This window comes from Paraburkholderia sp. FT54 (assembly GCF_031585635.1).
In the GTDB taxonomy this organism is placed as follows: domain Bacteria; phylum Pseudomonadota; class Gammaproteobacteria; order Burkholderiales; family Burkholderiaceae; genus Paraburkholderia.
In genome coordinates this window covers 3,155,804-3,179,466 of sequence record NZ_CP134195.1, presented here as the reverse complement: position 1 = coordinate 3,179,466, position 23,663 = coordinate 3,155,804, and the positions used below count along the sequence as shown (strand labels likewise).

The window sequence follows — 23,663 nt, the reverse complement described above, 5'->3', positions numbered from 1 at the left end:
CGGGTTTGTGGCTCTTGCGCTGGTGTTGTGGGCAAGCGCCGCTTTTGCCGATTGGCGTGGCGATCTGCAGTCTGCGCAACTAGTCGGCGAAGGCGATTTCAGCGTGTTCGGTTTTCGGCTCTATCGTGCGCAGATGTGGAGTGAACGCGTGCCGGTCGATTACGACGAACGCTTCGCGCTGCACATCGTCTACGCGCGCGGCATCACGCGCGAGCGTCTCGCGGACACCGGTATCAGCGAAATCAAACGCCTGGCGGCCGCGCCGATTCCGCCCGACACGCTGGAACGCTGGCGCGCGGACATGCTGCAGGCCTTCGTGGATGTCGGTCCCGGCGACCAGTTGAGCGCGGTGTATCTACCGGACAAAGGCGTGCGTTTCTATGCCGGCGATCGTATGACCGGCGAGTTCGACGATCCCGCGTTCGCGCGCGCATTCTTCGGCATCTGGCTCGATCCGTCGACGCGCGCGCCTGCTTTACGCAGGCAATTGCTGGGCATGGCGGGGCGGTAGTTGGCGGCGCGTTGCAGCCGCGCTTGTTCGTTGTGGCCCAGCTTGTTCTGCTTTTGGCAATCGGTGTCGGTGGCGGACGCCGAACCGTCACACGGCGCCCTGGCTCATCGCTTCGTTCACGACTGCTCCTGTATGTCGTCAAGCGCTCAAGACAATACGCATGAAGGCGGGCCAACGGGTGAGCGCGATCGTCATCGCGGCGACCCGTTGCCGGTGCAACTGGCACAGCAGGTCACGTGTTTCAGGCGCTCATGTTGAGCGAACCGTTCACACCGTTCGGGAAGAAGCCGCCTTTCATCGCCGCCGAACTCGTCAGATAGACGATGTTGAGGACGTTGCTGTAGTTGCGGCTGAACGCGAGCCCATTGTTGTCCAGCGGCACGATGTTCGACGTGCCGGCCGTTGCGCCGGTAATGCCTTGATCGTCGTGGCCGTTGTGGTCGAGGCTGTTGCGCGCGGTCGAAATCGCGTTGGCTGCGGTGACGAGACTCGTCATGTCGATACCTTTCGAGTACAACACGGTGCGCACGAGTCCGGCGTGATACGCCTCGGCCGCGAGAATGCCGGCCGCTGCTTCGAGGAAAGTCTTGTTGGTGATGAGCGGCGAGGCGCCTTTATACGCGGTCACGCCGACGTCCTCGAAAATGTACGCGCCGAGCAAAAAGTTGTTGTCGTTCGCGTACGGATTGAACGGGGTGCCCGCGGGCACGAGGCCCGCGGCGCGCGCCGCGTTCGAGAACGCGCCGTTCGGATCGGTGCCGCCAATGTCGATCGCCGGCATGGCCACCGCTGCCGAACCCAGCGCGCTGCGCAGGAAGGTGACGTGCTCGCGCTCGTCGTTGGCGATCTCGTTGGCGTAGGCCTTCACCACGGGGTCCTGAAAGGGCACCTGCTGCCCTGGAATCACCACGCCCACCGTGCCGACGCCGGCGGTCATGCTGGCGGCAAGGCCAGCGCCCGTGGTCGCGTACGTATAAAACTGCGATTCGAGGTACTCCAGATTCAGTGCGAAGTTCAGGATTTCCGCGTCGGTCGGCGCGCTCTGCGCCGACACGATCGAGCCTGAACCGCCGCCACACGCGCTGATCAGCGTGCCGCCCACGAGTCCCAGGCCCAACCCGCCCGCGTTGCGAAAGAACTGTCTGCGTTGCAGGCGGCGCTCGGCGCGTCGATCGAATGCATCGATAAGTGATGCTGATTTGTTGCTGGACTCCGACATGGCGATGCTCCTCAAATGGTTCGCTGCCGATGCCGCGGACTCGCGGCGTATTGCGTGGACAATCACTGCTCACGCGCCGCAAAGAAGCAAAAAACGCGGGCGCAAAGAGGCCCCGGTTCTTCTGAGAAGAACTAAATGATGAAGGGATAAAGAACGAGTCCTCAACTGCCTGTACGGAGCGAAAACGCTGTTAGATGCAAACCTCGCAAAAGATTTCGTGTGCGTTTGCAGCATGAATTACGTTGAGCGTGACCGATGACAGGTGATTGCGGTGTGGTGGCAAACGCCGTGACGAAACATTCGCAAGGCCAGTTCAGCGCGGCTCGCGGAGCCTTCGCGGCGATCCTCTGTACAATTGGCCGATCGATTGAACATCGATCTCCCATTCGACCCACATCGACCGAATTCATGGCCATTACCTACAAGACTCCCGACGACATCGCCAGGCTGCGCATTTCCGGCCGCCTCGCGGCCGACGTGCTGGCGATGATCGGCGAGCACGTCAAGGCCGGTGTCTCCACCGACGAACTGGACGCACTGTGCAACGACTACATTGTCAATACGCAAAAGTCGATTCCGGCAAATGTCGGCTATCTGGGTTTTCCGAAGACGGTTTGCACTTCGGTCAACTCGGTGGTGTGCCACGGCATCCCGAATCGCGGCGAGATTCTGAAGGACGGCGACATCATCAATATCGACGTCGCGATCATCAAGGACGGCTACTTTGGCGACACGAGCCGCATGTATTGCGTCGGCCAGGCGAGCACGGTGGCGCGCCAGCTAGTCGACACGACCTATGAAGCGATGCTCGCCGGCATCCGCGAAGTGAAGCCGGGCGCGACGCTCGGCGACGTGGGCCATGCGATTCAGAAGGTTGCGCAGCGCGACGGCTTCTCGATCGTGCGCGACTATTGCGGGCACGGCATCGGCAAGGTTTACCACGAAGACCCGCAAGTGCTGCACTACGGCCAGCCGGGGCAGGGCGTGCGTCTGAAGCCGGGCATGGTCTTCACCATCGAACCGATGATCAACGCCGGCCGAGCCGGCACCGCGGTGCAACGCGACGGCTGGACCGTCGTCACCAGGGACCGCTCGTTATCGGCCCAGTGGGAACACATGATCGCCGTGACAGACGACGGCTATGAGCTGTTGACGCCGTGGCCGGACGGCACCGGCAGCTACGAAGCACCGTGAACATGCCTGGTGCGTGCGCGTCCGGCCGCTATCGCGGAGACGGGCGCGCGAAATGCCGCAGCGTCCGCATGCGCTTGGTGCGTGGTCCCACAATCCGGTAAATAATGATTTGACTCTCGCGCCGGTTCGGTTAAAGCTACGGCTTAGGGTTTCAAGGGGTTTTCGTCTGCATGAGTCCGTCATTGACCGTTCGCCGTATCGCCGCTGATCAGGGCGCCGTTTTCCGCGAACTCCGTACTGCGTCGCTGCGGGAGGCACCCTATGCCTTCGGCGCCACGCTCGAGGACGCGTTGTCGGCCGACGCCGCCAGTTTCGACGTCACCGCTGCGAATCACGCGGTTTCCTTCACCGTCACCACCTTCCTCCTTTACACCGAGGGCCATCCCGCGGGACTGATCGAAGCGCACTTCGACGACACCGCGGCGCGCCGCGCATTCGTTTGCGAACTGTGGGTGGCGCCGGCCGTGCGTCATCTGCGGGGCGGTGAGTTGCTGGTCGACTCGGCCGCCGCGTGGCTCGCGAATGAAGGCGCGACGGAAATCTATGCGTGGGTTGCCGACGCCAACCGCAATGCGATGCGCTTTTACGAGGCGCTCGGGTTCGGCCCGACCGGCGAGCATCGGCGTGTCACGCGTGCGCCGGACCAGGCCGAAAGCCTGCTGGTGCGGCACGTGCCGACCACGTCCCAAGTGTTTCAGCAGTGATCTCGCGAGCGGCGCAACAGTCTGCCGCTCGATTCCCATCCGCGTCTGTTCAGCGTCCGTCGCCGGGTCATCGGCGCGAAGCGCGGCCTGAATGGCCACCGCGCGGCCGTCGCGTTGCCTGTGCATGGCCGCGCCGTGATCGCGGCGGCTCGTTCTCACGGCAAAAAAGCTGGCCGCGCGCGTCGACGCCTGTAAAATACGCAAAATTTTTTGCCGAACGCTATGTCGCCCAAGAAATCGCCCTTTTTCGAACTTCGCAGCGGCTCTGTCGACACGCTTCTGTTCGTGGTCAAGACAACCGACCTCGACGCCATGCGTGCCGAACTGACCCGGCGCTTCGAGGCGACCCCCGAATTTTTCGCTAACGACGTCGTCGCCATCGACGTGCGCCGTCTCGCCGAGAACGAACGCGTGCCGCTCGCCGACATCGCGCAGCTGCTCGACAGCGTGCGCATGCGCCCGGTCGGCGTGGTCGCCAATGCGCAGCAGGTGTGGGCGGCGGAGTCGCAGTTGCCGCTGCTCGAAGCCCGTGACCGCCGCGGCGCCGCCGCTAAATCCGCTGACGAAGACAGCGCCGCCGCTACGGCGCCGGCTGTCACCGCCGCGACGGCCACGCCTCCGGCCGATCTGTTCGAAGTGGCCGCGGCCACGCCGGAGAACGGCACGCCCGCCACGGCGGCGGCCGTCGAGCCCGCTCCTGCCGCGGAGCCGGTGCGTCTCGCCACGTCGTCGCAAACCATGGTGGTCGACAAGCCGCTGCGCTCCGGCCAGCGTATTTACGCCAAGGGCGACCTGGTCGTACTCGGCCTCGTGAGCTACGGCGCGGAAGTGATCGCGGAAGGCAACATCCATATTTATGCGCCGCTGCGCGGCCGGGCATTGGCCGGCGTGCAGGGCAATCACGACGCGCGCATTTTCTGCACGTGTCTCGAGCCGGAACTGATCTCGATTGCAGGCATCTATCGAACGACCGAGACCCCACTGCCGGCCGACGTGCTCGGCAAGCCGGTGCAGATCTGGCTCGAAGAAGAAAAGTTGATGATCGAACCGCTGCGGCTCACCTAAGCGACGTGAAGCGCGCTGCCTCGATCAATCCGGAGCACGCGGCGTTTCACGGCAAATATGGCCGCACATAATTGACGAATTTGACGAACACAAGGTAAGGGTAATGGCAAAAATCATTGTGGTGACTTCGGGCAAGGGCGGCGTGGGCAAGACGACCACGAGCGCGAGTTTTGCATCGGCCCTCGCACTGCGTGGCAGCAAGACCGCCGTGATCGACTTCGACGTCGGCCTGCGTAACCTCGACCTCATCATGGGTTGTGAGCGCCGCGTGGTGTATGACCTGATCAATGTGATCCAGGGCGAAGCCAATCTGAACCAGGCGCTCATCAAGGACAAGAAGTGCGAGAACCTCTTTATCCTCCCGGCCTCGCAGACGCGTGACAAAGACGCGCTGACGATGGAAGGCGTCGAGAAGGTCATCAACGATCTGATCGCGATGGACTTCGAATACATCGTTTGCGATTCGCCGGCCGGTATCGAATCGGGCGCGCTGCTCGCCATGCATTTCGCCGACGAAGCGCTGATCGTGACGAATCCGGAAGTCTCGTCGGTGCGCGACTCCGACCGCATCCTCGGCATTCTGTCGTCGAAGACCAAGCGCGCGATCGAAAGCAAGGAGCCGATCAAGGAACACCTGCTGATCACCCGCTACAACCCCAAGCGCGTCAGCGAAGGCGAAATGCTGTCGCTCACCGACATCCAGGAAATCCTGCGCATCGATCTGATCGGCGTGATTCCGGAATCGGAAGCGGTGCTGCACGCGTCGAACCAGGGCTTGCCCGCCGTGCATCTCGACGGCACCGATGTGGCCGAAGCCTACAAAGACGTCGTGTCGCGTTTCCTCGGCGAGCAGAAGTCGCTTCGCTTTACCGACTACCAGAAGCCCGGGCTGCTGCAGCGCCTCTTCGGCACCAAGTAAGGGGAGCGCACGTAATGTCGATTCTTTCGTTTTTGCTGGGCGAGAAGAAGAAGTCCGCGTCGGTAGCGAAGGAACGTTTGCAGTTGATCATCGCGCATGAGCGCGCCGGCGGCCATGCGCCTGCCGATTACCTGCCTGCGTTGCAACGCGAACTGGTGGCCGTGATCTCGAAGTACGTGAAGATTTCCAACGACGATATTCGCGTGAGCCTCGAACGCCAGGACGATCTCGAAGTGCTCGAGGTCAAGATCGAAATACCGCAGGCCTGATCGTTCAAGCTCTGTTCCCTCTCGCGGCCGGTTGCCCATGACGTGCTGCGCGCTTCGCTGCGTTGTGTCGAGATGACGTGACGCAGGGCGGCGCGCGAGTGCGCCGCTCTGTTGTGTCTCATCGTCGTTCCCATTTCCTCTGGGTTTTCGTGCGCATGCATGGGTTTGCTCGCGTGCGTCGGCCGTACGTCGAAATAATCCGTTGCACTTCAGCGTGTGGCGTTACATGCCCGCGGTCAGCCGCTTCGTTCCCTCGCGCATTAAACGGATAACGCCGCCTTCGGTGTCCACCTACAGAGGGAAAACATGAACAAGACCTTTCGTTTGCTGCTTGCCAACACCGTATTGATCGCCGCCGGCGCTGCCGCCGTGGCATCGGCTTCGGCCGCGGAAGTCGTCGTGATCGCGCCGTCCGCGCCGCCGCCGGTGCGTTATGAAGCGGTGCCGGCGCCGCGCGTCGGCTACGTGTGGGATCACGGTCATTGGCGCTGGGATCATGGCCGCTACGTGTGGGTCGGCGGTCACTGGCAAGCCGAACGTGCCGGCTATCACTGGGTGCCGGGCCACTGGGTCGCACATGGTCCGAACTACCACTGGGTTCAAGGGCATTGGGCGTAACGCTGCGGGCTTCAACAGTAAGCGGCGCGGTGCGGTGAACGCTGTGCGCACCGCCCTTTCCATTTCGACAAGCGCGGACAAGCGCAGGCGCCGCGCGCGCTCGGCGTGACGCTTGTCTGCGCGCGCTTCAGGAACCATGTGATGAAAAAGAATCTGCTTCTGATCGCCGTGCTGGCGGTCATGCTGGCCGGCTGCGTGGTCGTGCCGGCGCGGCCCGTGTATCTGCGCGCGCCGGCCGTCGTCGTTTACTGACGTGGGGCGCTGCCGGCGTCTTCGGCAGGCGGCTCGCCGTCGACTTCCGTAGCAGCCGGAGCAGGCGCGTCGATTTGCGGAGCGCTGCCGCCGGCGTGATCAACCGGCGGCTCGCTGTCGGCTTTCTCTACAACCGGAGTGGGCGCTTCCACTTCGGGCACTTCCGGTACCGGTGCGGGCGCGGGCTGCGGCAGCGGCGCCATATAGCGCGCTGCCAGCGACTCATACAGCGGCGGCGCGAACAGCCGCGACACGCGGCTCGAAATCAACGCGGTCGCCATCAGCGAGATCACCAACGCGTGGCCGTTGATCATCTCCATCACGATCACGAACGACGTGATCGGCGACTGCGTGACGGCGGCCAGATAGCCGACCATGCCGAGCGCGATCAGCATCGGCAGATCCAGCGAGCCGAACACCCTGTGCAGCAGATCGCCGAAGCCCGCGCCGATCGACAGCGACGGCGCGAAGATGCCGCCCGGAATGCCCGGCAGATACGAGCCGACCATCGAGATCATTTTCATGAACGGATAGAACACCGACAACTGCGCGTGCCCGTCGAGCAAGCCACGCGCTTCCGCGTAGCCGCTGCCGAAGGTCGTGCCACCCGAAATCAGGCCGACCACCGCGATCACCAAACCGCACAGCGCGGCGAAGGCGACCGGCCGCTCGCTATGCAAGTGACGCAGCGGCGCCGGAATCCAGCGCGCGGTATTCAGCAGCAGCCAGCCGAATACGCCGCCCGCGAGACCGGTGACGACCGCCGTGAGCAGCACCGCGAGCGCCAGCAGATCGGGGAAGTGCGCGCCGATCTGGATGGTGCCGAAATAGGTGTAGTTGCCATTCAGTCCGAGCGCGATCACGCCGGCGATGATGATCGCGGTGATCAGCACGCCACTCGCGCGCGCCTCGAAGCTGCGCGTCAATTCCTCGATTGCGAAGACGATGCCGGCGAGCGGCGTATTGAACGCCGCGGACAAACCCGCCGCCGCGCCGGCCAGCACCAGTTGCCGTTCGATCAATGCATTCGAGCGTGGATAGAGCCGGCGCAGATTGAACATCAGCGCGGCGCCGACCTGCACGGTCGGTCCTTCGCGGCCGATCGTGAAGCCGCCGAGAATCGCCAGAAACGACACGGCGATTTTGCCGAACAGAATCCGGAACGACAGCAGACGCGCACCGTATTCGCCGGGTTTCGAGTGAAGAGTGGCGATGACCTGCGGAATGCCGCTGCCTTCGGCGCCGCGGAAGAATTTGCGCGTGAGCCACACCGCGAGCGCCGCGACCGCGGGCGTGACGATCAGGGGCGCCCACACATGCTGTTGCTGCATGGCGCGGAACTCGCCGTAGCCCCAGTCGATCAGTCTCGCGTACAGCACCGCGACGAGGCCGACCGCAATCGCGCCGAGCCAGAAGACGCCATATTGGCGCCAAAGTCGCCGCGCGCGACGAACGATGGTGGAAGAGCGGAGCGGGACGGGCCGGGACATGGGCGAGTGCTGACGCAAAAGGGTGCAGTATAAGGCGCGCCGGGCCCGTGGACTGGTGTGAAAGTATTTTGAAATGGTGTAAAAGGGCTGCGTGTAAGGCGCTCGATGTCACTCGCTGTATGAGCGAACGATATACGCCCTGGCGGGTTGGGTAATGATTATCCTATCCGTCGGCTAAAATGCTTTGATGTTCGAACAACTGACAGGTCTTCAATGAAGCGAGTCCTTATCGTCAAGGTCACTTCACTCGGCGATATCGTGCAGGCCTTGCCGGTCGTCGCCGATATCAAACGCGCGTTTCCTGGCGTTCAGGTGGATTGGGCCGCCGACGAAGCATTCGCCGAAGTGGTGCAGTGGAGCGAGAACGTCGACCGCGTGCTGTGCGCGCCGTTGCGTCGCTTCAAGAAAGCGCGCCGGTGGGCCGATTTCAAGTCGATCTGGGCATCCATCGCCGAGTTGCGTGCCTATCGCTACGATTTCATCATCGACATTCAAGGTGTGTACAAGAGCGCGATCATTGCGTTTCTGGCGCGCTCGTCGCGGCGCATCGGCTATCGGGCGCCGGATCTTGGAGAGCAGGGCGCCGCGTTCGCTTATACCGGGCGATTCGGGCCGCGTCCGAAATGCAATGCGTGGCATGGCATGCGTATCAACGCAGGCGAGGCGCTGGGCTACCAGATAGAGGGGCCGGCGGTTTTCCGTCTGCGCTTGCCGGAGCCGGCCAGTCTTCCGTTCGAGTCGAACGGCGCACCCGTCGCGGCGTTCTTTCACGCCACCTCGAAAGACGACAAGAAATGGCCGGTGAGTCATTGGGTGGCGATCGGCCATGAACTGGCGCAACGCGGTTTCAAGCTGGTGCTGCCGTGGGGCTCGGAAGGCGAGCGAGTGGAAGCGGAGCAGATCGCTTCGCAGTTGCCGGGCGCGACCGTCCTGCCGAAAATGAGCGTGACCGAAATCGCACAGATGATCGACGCGTGCTCGCTCGTGGTCGGCACCGACACCGGCTTCGTCCACCTCGCGCACGCACTGCAGAAGCGCACCGTGATGATCTTCGTGGCGACCCCGCCGTCGCATTTCGGCATCGAATCGCCGTTTCGCTCCATCTCCATCGGCGACGGCCAATCCGTGCCGCCCATCAGCGCCGCGCTCGAGGCGATCGACTACGTTCACACCGAAACGCACGACGCCGCCATGCAGCACGGCTCCGCCGCTATCTGAGCGCGGCGTCTCGCGTCCGTGCGCAATCGTTTGCCCGGAAAGAAAAGAGGCGTGACGTACAGTCCGCCCTAGCAAATGGCGCTGCCTCGTAACGCCTCCGAAAACGCCCGTGTCGGGGAACAGCGGGCGGAGAGGAATCGTTGCAAACCACACATCCGGGTACGCACCGAGCCGTGGCAACACGCATGCGTTCAGTGTCGACGTGGCCGCCGCCTGGCGGCCGGCGCGTTCATCTGCGGGATATGGGTGCGAATGTCCGCACGGGTCGTGCGGCACTTCGGCTTCCCGCAGCCGCCGAGCCAAAAAGGCGCCGCGCATTACACGCCTGTTAAATCTGTCGCTTTTCGTTGAGTGCCTAATTGGCTACTCGCCCATTTTTCACGTTGCCAGAGGCGCCGGCGCGGCGCACGCATTCGTGCGCACGCTGTCCGGCGTCGTCAGCTTATGGCGCGTATGCGCCGCCAGCACGGCACGCAGCGGAACGACACGTTCCAACCAGTATAGGCGGTGTTTTCCTCTGATGTGAATTCGTCCTAATCGTGCTTCGGATGCAGCGTGTTGCGTGGGTCCATCTTGTAACACGTTGGTGATTTTCCTTTACAAATGGCAACGCTCGCGCGGGGCGCCGTCGTGTTCAATCGAGTCATTCGGGGTTTCGGCTCGAATGAATCTGACTCGATGGAGAACAATATGAAACGCTTGATCCTCAGCCTGATTGCAGGCACGTTGCTCGCAACGGCACTCAGTGGTTGCATCGTCGCGCCGGCACCGGGCTACTACGGCGGTGGCTACTACCATCACGGCGGCTATTACTACCGGTAATCATCCGGGCTGAGCGCCGCGGCGCCTATGAGGGCGCTGCGGCATCCACCCGCGTCAGACCAGCAGCATTTCGAACGCGACTACCGCGGCGATGGCAGCGGCATTCGCAGCCAGCGCTTCTACGACAATGCCTTTCCATGTCGCCGGACGAAAGCGCAATGCAAGCAGCAGCGAACATAGCAACGCCAGCGCAATGATCATCACGACATCCGCGTTGTGAAGATGAACGTTCATCTGTACCTCCCTGCTCGCCATAGGGTTATTTGAGTCGAGTATAGGCATGTCAAAAAGACGCGCAAGGCAGGGAATTTACTCAGGAATGCTCGACAAGCGGAGGGCGTGAAGCGGGGAGTCGGGGAAGTGGCCGATGCCGCCTGCGGCGCGAGAATCGCACCGGGGGCATCGAGCAAAGAGCAAAGGCGCCGATCGCGGCGCCTCTGGTTATCGTCGTTACATCAGCCGTGTGTCGCGCGTCTCGCGCATGCACAGCACGCCGATCATGCTGACTGCCGCGGCGATCGACACATACGCGCCGACCCATGGCAGCCCGCCGCGCGCGGCAAGCATCTGGGCGATATACGGCGCGACGGACGCGCCGAGAATCCCGCCGAGGTTATACGCCACGCCCGCGCCGGTATAGCGCACGTTGGTCGGGAACAACTCCGGCAGCAGCGCGCCCATCGGCGCGAAGGTCACGCCCATCAGGAACAGTTCGATCACGAGGAACAGCAGCACCAGTGACGTCTGTCCGCTGCCGAGCAGCGGCGCCATCGTGAAGCCCGACAGGATCGCCGCAATGATGCCGACGATCAGCACCGGCTTACGCCCATAGCGGTCGCTTGCCCAGGCCGACAGCGGCGTGGCGAGCGCCATGAACACCACGGCGATGCACAGCAAGCCGAGGAACGTCGGCCGCGGAATATGCAATACGGAGACGCCGTACGACAGCGAAAACGTAGTGGCGTTGTAGAACAGCGTGTAGCAGACCACCATCGCGAGCGCGCCGAGGAGGGTCGGCAGCCAGTGTTGCGACAGCAGCGTGGCGATCGGCACCTTCACGCGTTCCTGACGGTCGATCGCCGCCTGGAACGCCGGCGTCTCGGCGATTTTCAAGCGCACGTACAAACCGAGCGCGACCAGCACCGCGCTCACGAGAAACGGCACACGCCAGCCCCAACTGCGGAATTGTTCGTCGCTCAAGGACAGCGCCAGCGCGAAGAACAGGCCGTTGGAAGCCAGAAAGCCAATCGACGGCCCGAGTTGCGGGAACATGCCGAACCAGCCGCGTTTGCCGGCCGGCGCGTTCTCGGTGGCGAGCAGCGCCGCGCCGCCCCATTCGCCGCCGAGGCCGATGCCCTGGCCGAAGCGCAAGATGCACAACAGGATCGGCGCCAGGCTGCCGATCGAGTCGTAGCCGGGCACGAAACCGATCAGCGTGGTGGACAGGCCCATCACTAGCAGCGATGCGACGAGCGTCGACTTACGGCCGATCCGGTCGCCGAAGTGGCCGAACAGGAACGAGCCGATCGGCCGCGCCACGAAGGCGATGCCGAACGTGACGAAGGCCGACAAGGCCTGAGCCGTCGCCGAGCCGTGCGGGAAAAACACCGGTCCGATGACGAGCGCCGCGGCGGTCGCATAGACGTAGAAATCGTAGAACTCGATCGCGGTGCCGATAAAGCTCGCGAAGATGATCCGCGAACTCTTGTTTTGCCCGGCCGCATTGGGCTGGGCCGCGGAAATCGGCGAAGTGGACATGCAGGGTCTCCAATGTGTCGTGATGCCGCCTGGCGCCCGGTTCGTGAGCCGGTGGTGCTTGTGTGGGCGGCATCTTTGTTCAAGTTCGTGCGCCGCGTCTCTCGCGGGCGACGCTGTGACAGCTTACAACGGCGGCCGGCGAAGCTCGCTCGCGAAGGCGGCCCTACCAGGGGACTAACCAGGCGGGATGCATGACGCGTACGGCTAGCAAGGCAAAGCAAGACAAGGCGGCCGATGCGGCGCGAGGCTCTGACGGTTCGGGATCAGGGCAGCGCGCGCATCGTGCATCAAGCAGGCGGCGCTCGCGGATGGCGCGGCGGCGCTGCAATCGGGCTCATGCCGCGCCGGCGGGTGGGCGGGCGGCGCGAGCCATGCCGGAAGGCTCCGGCGCGGGAATCGGAAAATTATAGCGAGCGTGGCCGCGCCGCAGCAAGGCGGCGCCGGGTTCGCCGCGTGCGTCGAGCAAAGCGAAGCGTGTTCAATCGATGGTTTGCGCTTGCGGCGAGGCGAACTCGCGGAGCTGGAACTTGCCGTCGTCGTTGAACAGCCAGTCTTCGAATAGTTCGAGCTGGCCACGGCCGTTCAGCAACTTGCCGGGCGGTTGCGGCAACGGGGCGGCGCGCCGCAAGGTGGCGAGCGCGGTGCTCTCGGCTTCGTCGTCGCCGTTGGTGCGATACACCGACGACTCCACCACGTGGCCGTTGCGATCGACCGTGAACGACACCACGACCAGCGAGCGCAGCATCGCTTGCGGGGTGCCGTGCAGCACGTAAGAGGGATTGCGTTCGATGATGCGTCTGGCCACGGCATCGCGGTATTGATCGAGCGTCGCGCTGTTGATGGCAGCTGCGGGTGTCGGCACGCTGGCGCGCGGCGGCGGCGTGATGGTGCAGCCCGCCACGGCGATACCCAACCCGGCGGCGAGCAGCACGCCGCGCACACGATCAGGCCAGCCGCCGACGCGGGAAACACGGCGTCCGGTCATGCAGCGAAGGTGACGCGCGCGGGCGAGCATTGTCGGCGAAAACTCAGGACAGGATCTAACTTGATGGTAGTCAAAATCCGCCAGGAAGCAATTGGCGTTCTCCCGCTGTGTACGACCCAACCGTTTGTAATAGGCTGAAATATGAACGAATTGGTGTGCGGCGAAAACGCGCCTACACTTTGATTGCCTCTTTCGGGAGGCATCGGTGGAAGTCTTTAATTTAGCCCGCTTCGCGCGGGCTTTTTCTTTTTGCAGCGCGGGTCACGCGTGCACGTGCAGCACAAAAAACAAAAGGCGAACCCAATCACGAGTTCGCCTTTCGATCTGCAAGCTGCGAGAAAGAGACCAGCAAGCGATGAGCGTGTGGTGTTGTCTCAGCGCTCAGCGCTCACCGCACACCGCACACCGCTCGCAGCGCGGCCTGTTACTTCAATGCTGCGCGTGCCGCCTTCACCGCCGCCAGCACCTGCTCCGGCGCCGTGCCGCCCGGATGATTGCGGCTCGCCACCGAGCCTTCCAGCGTCAGATACGAGAACACGTCCTCGCCGATCAGATGCGCGACGTTCGGCAGTTCCGTGCGCATTTCCTGGAGCGTCAGATCGGCCAGATCGCAGCCGCGATCCGCGCATACGCGCACGGCCAGCGCCACCGCCTCGTGCGCGTCGCGGAACGGCAGGCCGCGCTTGACGAGATAGTCGGCCAGATCGGTGGCCGTGGAGAAGCCTTGCAGCGCGGCGTCGCGCATGGCTTGCGGCTTCACCGAAATACCGGCGACCATTTCAGCGAAGATGCGCAGCGTATCCGCAACCGTATCGACGGTGTCGAACAACGGTTCCTTGTCTTCCTGATTGTCCTTGTTGTACGCGAGCGGCTGGCCTTTCATCAGCGTGAGCAGCGCGATCAGGTGGCCGTTCACACGGCCGGTCTTGCCGCGCGCGAGTTCGGGCACGTCGGGGTTCTTCTTCTGCGGCATGATCGACGAACCGGTGCAGAAGCGGTCGGCCAGATCGATAAAGCCGACGCGCGGACTCATCCACAGCACGAGCTCTTCGGAGAAGCGCGAGATGTGCGTCATCACGAGTGCCGACGCCGCCGTGAATTCGATTGCAAAGTCGCGGTCGGACACCGCGTCCAGCGAGTTCGCGCAGATGCCGTCGAAGCCCAGCGTCTTCGCCACCGCGTGACGGTCGATCGGATAGCTGGTGCCGGCGAGCGCGGCCGCGCCGAGCGGCAGACGGTTCACACGCTTGCGGCAATCGATCATGCGCTCGGCGTCGCGCGAAAACATTTCGACGTAAGCGAGCAGGTGGTGGCCGAACGTGACCGGCTGCGCCACTTGCAGATGCGTGAAGCCCGGCATGATGGTCGACGCGTTCTTCTCCGCCATGTCGAGCAGGGCCGTGCGCAATTCCGTCAGCAAGCCGCCGATCCGGTCGATCTCGCCACGCAGCCACAAACGGATGTCCGTCGCGACCTGGTCGTTACGCGAGCGGCCGGTGTGCAGGCGCTTGCCGGCGTCGCCGATCAGCGCGGTCAGGCGCGCTTCGATATTCAGGTGCACGTCTTCGAGATCGAGTTGCCACTCGAACTCGCCGCGCTCGATTTCACCCTTGATCTGCGCCATGCCGCGTTGGATCTCGGCGAGGTCGTCGGCGGCGATGATCTTCTGCGCGGCCAGCATCGAGGCGTGCGCAAGCGACCCTTCGATATCGACGAACGCCAGACGCTTGTCGAAGAAAACCGACGACGTGTAGCGTTTGACGAGTTCCGACATCGGCTCCGAGAAGCGAGCCGACCAGGCTTCGCCTTTTTTGTGCAGTTGGGACGTCATGGTGTTGGGCAGTTAAGCGGCAGTTGAGCGAGCGGTGAGGAGGCTGACGACGCGAATGCACGTGCCGTGCAAAAGCGACGCCGAAGCGAGGAAAGACAGGGATTTTAACACCGGCCGGGAGGCTTAAAGACGCCGTGCGCCACAGGTGTCCAGACGAACGGCCCACAACGGTTTGGGCGCGCGACGGCGAGGCGGCGCTGTGTGGCTCGAGATGTCGTGTCAGGCGAGCGCGTGTCGCGTATTGCCGAGTCGCTGCGCGGCGCGCCTGCTGGCCTTCGGCACGGCAAGCACAACAGCGGCTTTTCCTCGCGACGCGCTCGGCACCCGTCCATTGCCTACTCGCGCACCAGCACCACCAGCTTCAGATCCTCGCGATGCGCGGGTTTGAACGTGATCTGGTCGTACACGACGCGGCCCTCGCGCGGATGGTTGAACTCGCGCCGTCCGCCTTCGCGGCCGCCCACGTCCTGCGAGGCCCAGAAGCGCGCGAACGCGTCGCTCGCGGCGGTGAGCGAGTCGATCAGCGCGCGCGTGGGCGCGTCGTTCAGATGGCGGATCGAGTCGGCGCGGAATTCGGCGGCGAGCCGCCGCGCGCGGGTTTCCCAATCGACGATCAGCTCGCGCGCGGCCGGCTCGGTGAAGGTGTAGCGCAGCAGATTGCGGTCGTGCGCGCCGTCCAGCCAGCCGACGAACAGGCCCGTGGCGCGCTCGTTCCATGCGAGCGCATTCCACTGGCGGTCGAGCACGTAGGCCGGCGCGCTCACGAGCTGTACGGTTTCCAGCAGGGTGGCGGGCGCGTCGGCGGCGGCCGGATCGGGTTCCGCCGGGTCGCGCTGGGCGGCCAGTTCGAACAGATACGCCCGCTCGGCGCGCGACAGTTGCAACGCGACCGCGATGCGCGCGAGCGCGTCGGCGGAAGCGGAGACCGGGCGCCCCTGTTCGATCCACGTGTACCAGGTCGGACTCACGCCGCACAGTTGCGCCACTTCCTCGCGCCGCAATCCGGGCGTGCGGCGGCGCGGACCCGGCGGCAGGCCGACCGCTTGCGGCGAGAGCCGCTCACGGTGAGCGCGGATGAAGTCGCCGAGCGCGCGGGCCGGAGTGGGGTCGAGCGGCGGCGGGTTGTCGGCGGAAGACGGCGTGGTCATTCTGATCGGCGGCGCGTGGAGAACGTGGAGGGAGGTAATGGAGATACCAGAATAATTGCTCAACTTGTACTGGTACACAACGGTCTCTATTGTAGCGGCTGGAACGGCACCACGCCTTCCAGCGCCACCCCAAATACATAACCGGAGCCTCCCCATGAAGCATCACGATCAGGTCGCCGACGCCTTTGGCTCGACCGCCGCCGCCTATTTGACGAGCCAGACCCATGCCACCGGCGCCGATCTGCGCACGCTGGCCGAAGCGATCGCGGCGACGCCGGATACCACGGTGCTCGACATGGGTTGCGGCGCGGGCCACGCGAGTTTCGCGGTTGCGCCGCACGCCAAAGCGGTAGTCGCCTACGACATCGCGCCGCAAATGCTGGCGACGGTGGAAGGCGCTGCGCAGGAGCGCGGTCTCGCCAACATTCGCACGCAACAGGGCGCGGCCGAAGTGCTGCCGTTCGCCGATCATTCGTTCGACTGGGTGATCAGCCGGATGAGCGCGCATCACTGGCACGACGTGCCGCTCGCGCTCGCCGAAGTGCGGCGCGTGTTGAAGCCGGGCGGCAAGGTGTTGTTCATCGACATCGCCGGGAGCGATCATCCGTTGCTCGACACGCATATTCAGGCCATCGAGTTGTTGCGCGACGGCTCGCATATTCGCGATTACCGCGCCGACGAGTGGCTCGCGTTATTCGCCACGGCCGGGTTCAGCGCATCGATTCGCGAGCGTTGGCGTATCGACATCGAGTTCAGTTCGTGGGTGGCGCGGATGCGCACGCCGGAGCCGCGCGTGGTGGCGATCCGCTCGATGTGGGCGAATTCGCCGGATGAAGTCCGCCAGTATTTCGACGTGCAGGACGACGGCTCGTTCAAGCTCGACGCGTTGATGATCGAAGCGCAATAAAAAAGCCGGGCGCGACGAACAGCGTCGCGCCCGGCTGGTGCGCTCAATGCGTGCGGATAACCGCGTACGTGCTTAGCCCGTATTGCGCAAGCCCGCCGCAATCCCGTTGATGCTCAAATGAATCCCGCGCCGCACGCGCGCGTTGGTGTCGCCCGCGCGGTGACGCTTGAGCAGTTCCACCTGCAAGTGATTCAGCGGATCGAGATACGGGAAGCGGTTCTTGATCGAACGCGCGAGCAGCGGGTTCTCCGCGAGCCGTTCGCTCTTGCCCGTGATCTCCGACAACACCTTCGACGTGCGCTCCCATTCCGCGACAATGCGCTCGAACACATGCTTGCGCAGTTTCTTGTCGGATACGAGGGCGGCATAGCGCGAGGCGACCGCGAGGTCGGTCTTCGCCAGCACCATGTCCATGTTCGACAGCAGGTTCGAGAAGAACGGCCACGTCTTGTGCATTTTCTTCAGCAGCGCGAGACGGCGCGCGCGCTCGGCCTCGCTCGGCGCGCCGTCCAGATGCGCGGCCACGGCGCTGCCGAAACCGTACCAGCCGGTCAGCAGCAAACGGCATTGGCCCCATGAGAAACCCCACGGAATCGCGCGCAGATCTTCGATCTTGCGTTGCTTCGGATCCTGCAGCTTGCGCGAAGCCGGCCGGCTGCCGATGTTCAATTCGGCGATCTCCGCAATCGGCGTCGATTCGAAGAAGTACTCCTTGAAGCCCGGCGTTTCATAGACCAGCGCACGGTAGGACGCCATCGCCGCGTCGGACAACTGCTGCATGGTTTCTTCGAAGGCGGGCAGTTGGGCCGGCGCATTGCCGTGCGGCAGCAACGACGCTTCGAGCGTGGCGGCGACCACCGTCTCCAGATTGCGCCGGCCGATTTCCGGATTGCCGAACTTGCTCGCGATCACTTCGCCTTGCTCGGTCAAGCGGATCTGGCCGTCGACGGTGCCCGGCGGCTGCGACAGGATCGCCTGATAGGTCGGACCGCCGCCACGGCCGACGGTGCCTCCGCGCCCATGGAACAGCCGCAGCGTCACGCCGCGTTCGTTGAAGAGCGACACCAGCGCGAGTTCGGCGCGGTACAACTCCCAGCTCGACGTGAGGAAGCCGCCGTCCTTGTTGCTGTCCGAATAGCCGAGCATCACTTCCTGCTCGTTGCCCTGATGTTCGATCAGCGCATCGACGCCCGGCAGCGCGATCAGATCGCGCATGATGTGCGGCGCATTGCGCAGGTCGGGGATCGTCTCGAACAGCGGGATCACCATCAGGGCCGCCTGCGCCGGATCGTTCGCGTCGCCCAGACGTCCGCGCAGCAGGCCGGTTTCCTTTTGCAGCAGCATCACTTCGACCAGATCGCTCACGGTCTCCGTGTGCGAGATGATGTAGTTGCGCACCGCGCGCGCGCCGAATTTCTCGCGCGTGATGCGCGCTTCTTCGAGCACGCCGAGCTCGCTCTTCACGAGATCGGAGTACTCCGCGTACGGCAGACGCAGCGGACGCGGCTGCGCCAGTTCGGCGAGCAGCACCTTGAGCTTGTCTTCTTCCGTGAGCGCCGCGTAGTTGTCTTCGACGCCCGCGCGTTTGAGCAGTTCGGCGATCACCGCTTCGTGAATGTCGGAGCTCTGGCGCAAGTCGATGCTGGCCAGATGGAAGCCGAACACTTCGGCGGCGCGCGCGAGCGGCGACAGACGCGGTGCGGCAAGCGGCGCGCCGTGATGTTCGGCGAGCGAATCGATCAGCACGTGCAGATCGCGCTCGAATTCGGACGAGTCGCCGTAGGGTTCGGCACGCACCGGGGCCGCGCCGCGGCCGGCACTGCGCACCGGCACGCTGCCTTCGCCGAGGCGCACGCGCGCGCTTGCCGCGAGCCGCGTGTACATGCCGATCAGGGCGCGGCGATACGGCTCGTCGGTGCGATGCGGCGACTGGTCGGGCGAGGCGGCAGCGAGTTCCTTCAGGGCGTCGCTGGCGCCGGCCAGCAGGTTCGACACCGACAGCTCGGCGCCGAGCTTGTGCACCTGCTCCATGTAATGCTCGAAGATCACCGCGGCCTGGCGGGTGATGGCGTTTTCGAGCGTTTCGGCCGTGACGTTCGGATTGCCGTCGCGGTCGCCGCCGATCCAGCTGCCCATCTGGAAGAACGGCGGCAGGCGCGCTTCGAGGCCATGCTCGGTGAGCGCTTCTTCGATATCGGCGTAGAGCGCCGGGATTTCCTCGAGGAAGGTGGCGCGGTAATAGGACAGCGCGTTTTCGATTTCGTCGGCCACGGAGAGGCGCGAATCGCGCAGCATGCGCGTTTGCCACAGCGACGTGACGCGGGCGCGCAGCATCGCTTCGTTGTGCGCGCGTTCGCGGTCGGTCAACTGCTGGTCGCGTTCGGCGAGCAGGCGCGCAACGTCGTGCTGCGCGTCGAGAATGCTCTTGCGCTGCACTTCGGTCGGGTGCGCGGTGAGCACCGGCACGATCAGCGCGTCGTTGAAGAACTGTTGCAGCACCGGCGTGGCGGCCGCGCCGGCTTCGACGAGCCGTTCGAGCGCATGGGCAATCGTGCCCGGTTGCGAGGTCGAGCCGGCCAGCGCGTGAATCCGGTGACGGCGATTGCGATGGCGGTCTTCAGCAATGTTCGCGAGGTGCGAAAAGTAGCTGAACGCGCGCACCACGCTGACCGTTTGCTCCGGGCTCAGCGAGCGCAGTTTCTTGTCGAGCGTTTGCGCGGCGGCGCTGTCGTCTTCGCGGCGAAAACGCACGGCGGTCTGCCGGATCGTTTCGACGACGTCGAACACCGCGTCGCCTTCCTGCTCGCGCAGCACGTCGCCGAGCAGGCGCCCCAGATAGCGGATGTCCTGAAACAGCGGATGGTCCTTGTCCTCGCGCGTACGGCCGCTACTCTTCGGCGCGGACGTGGAAGAAGACGCGGAGTCGGACACGGCCGTGGCCGATTCGGCCGGCACCGCTTGCAGCGTGGACGCCTGCGGGGCACCGGCCACGACCTTGATCTTCGGGGAGGCTGCCTTGGCGGGTTTTTGCGCCTTGGCGGAGGCGGCTTGCGTCGTCTTATCCGTTTTGACTGCCTTTACAGCCTTCGTCTTGACGGGCGTGGAGCTTTTAGCGGCCTTGCTGGCTTTGGCGGCGTGCGCGGCCTGAGCGCTTTTGCCGCTGCGCCTGGCCGATGCCGGCTCAGCAGCGGTTGTGGAAGACGCGGCGGCAGAGGCAGCGGAAGAAGCAGCGGGCGCGGCGGCGTCGGCCGGGCGAGCGTTGGGCGATGCAGTGTTGCGGCGGGCAGGGCGCGCCGATCCGGAAGACGTCACGATGGGTTTCCTCAGGGAAGCCAGGGTCTGTTGAGTGATGAACTGCTACTGCGGGACTGCACTAGGAACTGCAAAGTGAACTGCGCGACACGGTATGCGCCGATGGCGATACGCCTGAGAGGAGACTGCGCGCCTGAACGGTGTCGCGCGTTTGCACGACACTCAATTGAGGCACCTACGGTAGGTTGCGCCGCATCGCATCATCCCGCATGCTGCCGCCCGGTGCGCGAACGACCGTGCGTGAACAGGCTGGGATGGGGCAGGCGCGCGCCGCGCCAAGCCCGTCTCCTCCATCGATACCGCATCAGCACGGCGCTCCGCTGCGTCTTGAGACACCGGGGCGCGTGCTAACATTGTTTGTTATTACATCCCGTCATTCGATCAGCAAGCTAATGAACACCGAGACGTTTTCCACGCCACCCCACACGCTTGTGATTGCGTCGCGAGAAAGCCGCCTGGCTATGTGGCAAGCGGAGCATGTGCGATGTGCGCTGCACAAATTATATCCATCTTGTGACGTCAGGATCCTCGGAATGACGACACGCGGCGATCAAATTCTCGATCGCACTCTGTCTAAGGTGGGTGGTAAGGGCCTCTTCGTGAAGGAACTGGAAGCCGCGCTCGCCGACGGCCGCGCCGACCTCGCCGTGCACTCGCTCAAAGACGTGCCGATGGAATTGCCCGAAGGCTTTGCGCTGTCCACCATCATGGAGCGCGAAGATCCGCGCGACGCGCTGGTCTCCAACCAATACGACTCGCTCGCCGCGTTGCCGGCCGGCGCCGTCGTGGGCACCTCCAGCCTGCGCCGCGAGGCCATGCTGCGCATGCGTTATCCGCATCTCGAAGTGCGGCCGTTGCGCGGCAATCTCGACACGCGTCTGTCGAAACTCGATCGCGGCGATTACGCGGCGATCATTCTGGCCGCAGCCGGGCTGAAACGTCTGGGTCTCGGCGAGCGCATCCGCGCGCTGCTCGATCCCGAAGACAGTCTGCCCGCGGCGGGCCAGGGCGCGCTCGGCATCGAGATTCGCGCCGACCGCGCGGACCTCGCGGCATGGCTTGCGCCGTTGCATCACGACCACACGGCCGCCGCCGTCGAAGCGGAGCGCATGGTGTCGCGCGCGCTCGGCGGCAGTTGCGAAGTGCCGCTCGCCGCATATGCCACGTGGCATGACGGTGCGCTGCATCTGCGCGGCATCGTCGCTACGCCCGATGGGCAGCGCGTGCTGAGCGCGCAGGCGTCGGCGCCCGCGCCCAGCGTCGAAAGTGCCATCGCGCTCGGCGAGGAAGTGGCGAGTGCGCTCGCGCAGCAGGGCGCGATGGAGATCGTTCGCGCGCTCAGCACCGCCGGTGGTCCCGCCGCTGCGAAGCAGGGCACGGCGGAAGACGGCGCGGCTGACAGCGCGGCGACCGGCGAGTGATGGCGGTCGATATCCCCGGCAACACATCCCCACCCGTCGGCAAGGCGGCGTTCACGGTCGTGATTACGCGACCGGCCGGTCAGTCGAACGAACTGATGGCACGACTCGCCGCGGCCGGCATCGCCACGCTCGACTTCCCGCTGATCGACATCGCGCCCGTCACCGACGACGCGCCGTTGCGCGTGGCATTGGCCTCGCTGGAGCGCTACGCGCTCGTCGTGTTCGTGTCGCCGAATGCCGTCGATCACGCCTTCGCGAGGAGCGATGCGATCTGGCCGCATGCGTTGCCGATCGGCGTGGTGGGACCGGGCAGCGTGCAGGCGCTGGCGCGCCACGGCGTCACTGCGACGGCGTACAACGTGATCAGTCCGCCGTCCGGCGCGGATGAAGAAACCGCTCGCTTCGATTCCGAAGGCCTCTTCGCGGCGATCGAAACCGCGCTCGGCGCAACCGGTCTCGAAGGCAAACGCGTGCTGATCGTGCGCGGCGACGGCGGCCGCGAGTGGCTCGCCGAGCGTCTGCGTGAAGCCGGCGCCGAAGTCGAGACGGTCGCGGCGTACCGGCGCCTCGTGCCGGAACCGTCGATCGGCGGCTGGGCACGCGTGCATGCGCTGCTCGCAGGTGCGCCGCACGCGTGGCTGCTCACCAGTTCCGAAGGCGTGCGCAATCTGCACGAACTCGCGCAAGACCACCTCACCGCCGATGAGATCGCGCAACTCAAACGCGCCGCGCTAGTCACGCCGCATCCCCGTATCGCGCAGACCGCGCGGGCATTGGGTTTTGATAGCATTACGGTGTCCGGCGCGGGCGACGAGCGCATTGCCCACGCGCTGATTGCCGCCGTCCCGACCGTAGTTCAACCGGTACCGTCTAACCCGGCTCATTCACCGGCTAAATCACGCATGACTGAAACGACCGCATCCACGAACGCTTCACCCCAGCCGGCCGCGACCACTGCGTTGCCGCCGAATCAACCCTTCACGCCCTACGAAGCGCAAAAGCGCCATAGCGCGAGCGGACCGCTGCTGTGGTTTGTCGTCGTGATCATTGCTTGTGCCGCGGGCGTGGGCGGCTATGCGCTCAATCGCAAGGTGGAGCGCATGGAGCAGCAACTGGTGCAGCGCCAGCACGCCAACGACACGCAGACCAACGAGCTGCGCATCAAGACGGATCAGGCGCTCGCTACGGTGCATCAGTCGGACTCGCAGGTCGCGCAACTCGAAGGCAAGCTCGCCGATGCACAAGCCGGACAGCAGGCGCTGCAACAGCAGTACGCGGATCTCGCGCGCAATCGCGACGACTGGACGCTCGCCGAAGTCGGTCAGATGCTCTCCGCCGCCAGCCAGCAGTTGCAGCTCACCGGCAACACGCAGCTCGCGCTGTTCGCGCTGCAAAGCGCCGACACGCGTCTCGCCGCCTCGGACAGCCCGCAAGCGGTCACCGTGCGCAAGGCCATCGCGCAGGACATCGACAAGCTGAAGGCGGCGCCTTCCACCGATCTCACGGGCATGGCCATCAAGCTCGACAACGCAATCGACCAGGTCGACAGCCTGCCGCTCTCGGGCGAAGCGCCGATCGCCCATGCCACGCCGCAAGCCGCGACGTGGGCCGATACGGCCAAGGTGGCCGCGGCCACCGGCGAGCCGCGCTGGAAAGTGTGGTGGCGTGAAGTGAGCACCGGCATCGGTCAGCAACTGACGAGCCTCGTGCAGGTGCGCCGTATCGACAACGCCGACGCGATGCTGGTCACGCCCGACGAAGGCTATTTCGTGCGCGAGAATCTCAAGCTGCGTTTGCTGTCGGCGCGTCTCGCCTTGCTTTCGCGCAACGAGACCACGCTGAAGTCCGACCTGCAGGCAGCGGATAACGCGCTGACGCGTTACTTCGACAACACGTCGAAGAAAACGCAGACCGTCGCGGATCTCGTCAAACAGGTGCAAGCGGGCTCGGCCGCGGTTGAACTGCCGAATCTGAACACGAGCCTGCAAGCCGTCAATCAATACCGGAGCCGAGGTTAATC

Annotated in this window: 20 protein-coding genes; 12 read left to right on the top strand and 8 right to left on the bottom strand. The window is 64.5% G+C overall.

Annotated elements, in window-relative coordinates; all coding sequences use genetic code 11:
• The first annotated feature begins 7 nt into the window (after positions 1-7).
• The gene (locus tag RI103_RS14795) at positions 8-511 is read left to right on the top strand and encodes a chalcone isomerase family protein (protein ID WP_310812698.1); all 504 of its coding nucleotides are present in this window, start codon (positions 8-10) and stop codon (positions 509-511) included.
• A gap of 241 nt (positions 512-752) precedes the next feature.
• Here RI103_RS14795 and RI103_RS14790 read toward each other — a convergent pair whose 3' ends face one another.
• Positions 753-1,730: a ferritin-like domain-containing protein gene (locus RI103_RS14790; RefSeq protein ID WP_310812697.1), complete on the bottom strand. Its 978-nt coding sequence runs from the start codon at positions 1,728-1,730 to the stop codon at positions 753-755.
• 408 nt (positions 1,731-2,138) lie between these two features.
• Between RI103_RS14790 and map the strand changes: the two genes are divergently transcribed.
• The 6 genes from map to RI103_RS14760 all read left to right on the top strand — a co-directional run bounded on the left by map (position 2,139) and on the right by RI103_RS14760 (position 6,499).
• Entirely contained in the window at positions 2,139-2,924 is a 786-nt protein-coding gene (gene map, locus RI103_RS14785) for a type I methionyl aminopeptidase (protein ID WP_310812696.1), read from the top strand.
• A gap of 170 nt (positions 2,925-3,094) precedes the next feature.
• A complete protein-coding gene (locus RI103_RS14780) occupies positions 3,095-3,628 on the top strand; it encodes a GNAT family N-acetyltransferase (RefSeq protein WP_310812695.1) in 534 nt (177 codons plus the stop codon).
• A 222-nt stretch (positions 3,629-3,850) separates the two neighbouring features.
• Positions 3,851-4,693 carry a septum site-determining protein MinC gene (gene minC, locus RI103_RS14775; RefSeq protein ID WP_310812694.1) on the top strand — a complete coding sequence of 281 codons (843 nt, stop codon included), beginning with the start codon at positions 3,851-3,853 and terminating at the stop codon, positions 4,691-4,693.
• Between the two features lie 103 nt (positions 4,694-4,796).
• The gene (gene minD, locus RI103_RS14770) at positions 4,797-5,612 is read left to right on the top strand and encodes a septum site-determining protein MinD (protein ID WP_027799748.1); all 816 of its coding nucleotides are present in this window, start codon (positions 4,797-4,799) and stop codon (positions 5,610-5,612) included.
• A 14-nt stretch (positions 5,613-5,626) separates the two neighbouring features.
• Positions 5,627-5,881, top strand: a complete 255-nt coding sequence (gene minE / locus RI103_RS14765) for a cell division topological specificity factor MinE (protein ID WP_091796304.1) — start codon at positions 5,627-5,629, stop codon at positions 5,879-5,881.
• Positions 5,882-6,187: 306 nt separating this feature from the next.
• A complete protein-coding gene (locus RI103_RS14760) occupies positions 6,188-6,499 on the top strand; it encodes a YXWGXW repeat-containing protein (RefSeq protein WP_310812693.1) in 312 nt (103 codons plus the stop codon).
• A gap of 245 nt (positions 6,500-6,744) precedes the next feature.
• On the opposite strand, the gene RI103_RS14755 is transcribed toward RI103_RS14760, so the two are convergent.
• The gene (locus RI103_RS14755; RefSeq protein WP_310812692.1) at positions 6,745-8,241 is read right to left on the bottom strand and encodes a chloride channel protein; all 1,497 of its coding nucleotides are present in this window, start codon (positions 8,239-8,241) and stop codon (positions 6,745-6,747) included.
• Positions 8,242-8,454: 213 nt separating this feature from the next.
• Between RI103_RS14755 and waaC the strand changes: the two genes are divergently transcribed.
• The gene (gene waaC, locus RI103_RS14750) at positions 8,455-9,459 is read left to right on the top strand and encodes a lipopolysaccharide heptosyltransferase I (RefSeq protein ID WP_310812691.1); all 1,005 of its coding nucleotides are present in this window, start codon (positions 8,455-8,457) and stop codon (positions 9,457-9,459) included.
• A gap of 690 nt (positions 9,460-10,149) precedes the next feature.
• On the top strand, positions 10,150-10,281 hold the full coding sequence (locus tag RI103_RS14745; protein WP_310812690.1) for a hypothetical protein: 132 nt from the start codon (positions 10,150-10,152) through the stop codon (positions 10,279-10,281).
• A gap of 54 nt (positions 10,282-10,335) precedes the next feature.
• On the opposite strand, the gene RI103_RS14740 is transcribed toward RI103_RS14745, so the two are convergent.
• The 5 genes from RI103_RS14740 to RI103_RS14720 all read right to left on the bottom strand — a co-directional run bounded on the left by RI103_RS14740 (position 10,336) and on the right by RI103_RS14720 (position 16,003).
• Positions 10,336-10,515 (bottom strand): hypothetical protein, encoded by a 180-nt coding sequence (locus tag RI103_RS14740; protein WP_310812689.1) that lies wholly within the window; start codon positions 10,513-10,515, stop codon positions 10,336-10,338.
• Between the two features lie 216 nt (positions 10,516-10,731).
• A complete protein-coding gene (locus RI103_RS14735) occupies positions 10,732-12,039 on the bottom strand; it encodes an MFS transporter (RefSeq protein ID WP_310812688.1) in 1,308 nt (435 codons plus the stop codon).
• 478 nt (positions 12,040-12,517) lie between these two features.
• Complete coding sequence (locus RI103_RS14730; RefSeq protein WP_310812687.1) at positions 12,518-13,024, bottom strand: TonB family protein; 507 nt, start codon at positions 13,022-13,024, stop codon at positions 12,518-12,520.
• Between the two features lie 424 nt (positions 13,025-13,448).
• The gene (gene argH / locus RI103_RS14725) at positions 13,449-14,855 is read right to left on the bottom strand and encodes an argininosuccinate lyase (RefSeq protein WP_310812686.1); all 1,407 of its coding nucleotides are present in this window, start codon (positions 14,853-14,855) and stop codon (positions 13,449-13,451) included.
• Between the two features lie 335 nt (positions 14,856-15,190).
• A complete protein-coding gene (locus RI103_RS14720; RefSeq protein ID WP_310812685.1) occupies positions 15,191-16,003 on the bottom strand; it encodes a helix-turn-helix transcriptional regulator in 813 nt (270 codons plus the stop codon).
• Positions 16,004-16,157: 154 nt separating this feature from the next.
• On the opposite strand from RI103_RS14720, the gene RI103_RS14715 reads away from it, so the two are divergent.
• Positions 16,158-16,910, top strand: a complete 753-nt coding sequence (locus tag RI103_RS14715; RefSeq protein WP_310812684.1) for a class I SAM-dependent methyltransferase — start codon at positions 16,158-16,160, stop codon at positions 16,908-16,910.
• 72 nt (positions 16,911-16,982) lie between these two features.
• Here the strand turns inward: RI103_RS14715 and ppc are convergent, their stop codons facing one another.
• Positions 16,983-20,222 (bottom strand): phosphoenolpyruvate carboxylase, encoded by a 3,240-nt coding sequence (gene ppc, locus RI103_RS14710; protein WP_310812683.1) that lies wholly within the window; start codon positions 20,220-20,222, stop codon positions 16,983-16,985.
• Positions 20,223-20,614: 392 nt separating this feature from the next.
• On the opposite strand from ppc, the gene hemC reads away from it, so the two are divergent.
• The gene (gene hemC, locus RI103_RS14705; RefSeq protein ID WP_310812682.1) at positions 20,615-21,643 is read left to right on the top strand and encodes a hydroxymethylbilane synthase; all 1,029 of its coding nucleotides are present in this window, start codon (positions 20,615-20,617) and stop codon (positions 21,641-21,643) included.
• Positions 21,643-23,661 (top strand): fused uroporphyrinogen-III synthase HemD/membrane protein HemX, encoded by a 2,019-nt coding sequence (gene hemDX / locus RI103_RS14700; protein ID WP_310812681.1) that lies wholly within the window; start codon positions 21,643-21,645, stop codon positions 23,659-23,661. The genes hemC and hemDX overlap by 1 nt, the downstream gene beginning before the upstream one ends.
• Positions 23,662-23,663: the final 2 nt, after the last annotated feature.

Bases quoted from the DNA above. Each gene is read 5' to 3' on its own strand.
- RI103_RS14790 (WP_310812697.1), bottom strand. From the start codon at position 1,730: ATGTCGGAGTCCAGCAACAAATCAGCATCACTTATCGATGCATTCGAT.
- map (WP_310812696.1), top strand. From the start codon at position 2,139: ATGGCCATTACCTACAAGACTCCCGACGACATCGCCAGGCTGCGCATT.
- RI103_RS14780 (WP_310812695.1), top strand. From the start codon at position 3,095: ATGAGTCCGTCATTGACCGTTCGCCGTATCGCCGCTGATCAGGGCGCC.
- minC (WP_310812694.1), top strand. From the start codon at position 3,851: ATGTCGCCCAAGAAATCGCCCTTTTTCGAACTTCGCAGCGGCTCTGTC.
- minD (WP_027799748.1), top strand. From the start codon at position 4,797: ATGGCAAAAATCATTGTGGTGACTTCGGGCAAGGGCGGCGTGGGCAAG.
- minE (WP_091796304.1), top strand. From the start codon at position 5,627: ATGTCGATTCTTTCGTTTTTGCTGGGCGAGAAGAAGAAGTCCGCGTCG.
- RI103_RS14760 (WP_310812693.1), top strand. From the start codon at position 6,188: ATGAACAAGACCTTTCGTTTGCTGCTTGCCAACACCGTATTGATCGCC.
- RI103_RS14755 (WP_310812692.1), bottom strand. From the start codon at position 8,241: ATGTCCCGGCCCGTCCCGCTCCGCTCTTCCACCATCGTTCGTCGCGCG.
- waaC (WP_310812691.1), top strand. From the start codon at position 8,455: ATGAAGCGAGTCCTTATCGTCAAGGTCACTTCACTCGGCGATATCGTG.
- RI103_RS14745 (WP_310812690.1), top strand. From the start codon at position 10,150: ATGAAACGCTTGATCCTCAGCCTGATTGCAGGCACGTTGCTCGCAACG.
- RI103_RS14740 (WP_310812689.1), bottom strand. From the start codon at position 10,515: ATGAACGTTCATCTTCACAACGCGGATGTCGTGATGATCATTGCGCTG.
- RI103_RS14735 (WP_310812688.1), bottom strand. From the start codon at position 12,039: ATGTCCACTTCGCCGATTTCCGCGGCCCAGCCCAATGCGGCCGGGCAA.
- RI103_RS14730 (WP_310812687.1), bottom strand. From the start codon at position 13,024: ATGACCGGACGCCGTGTTTCCCGCGTCGGCGGCTGGCCTGATCGTGTG.
- argH (WP_310812686.1), bottom strand. From the start codon at position 14,855: ATGACGTCCCAACTGCACAAAAAAGGCGAAGCCTGGTCGGCTCGCTTC.
- RI103_RS14720 (WP_310812685.1), bottom strand. From the start codon at position 16,003: ATGACCACGCCGTCTTCCGCCGACAACCCGCCGCCGCTCGACCCCACT.
- RI103_RS14715 (WP_310812684.1), top strand. From the start codon at position 16,158: ATGAAGCATCACGATCAGGTCGCCGACGCCTTTGGCTCGACCGCCGCC.
- hemC (WP_310812682.1), top strand. From the start codon at position 20,615: ATGAACACCGAGACGTTTTCCACGCCACCCCACACGCTTGTGATTGCG.
- hemDX (WP_310812681.1), top strand. From the start codon at position 21,643: ATGGCGGTCGATATCCCCGGCAACACATCCCCACCCGTCGGCAAGGCG.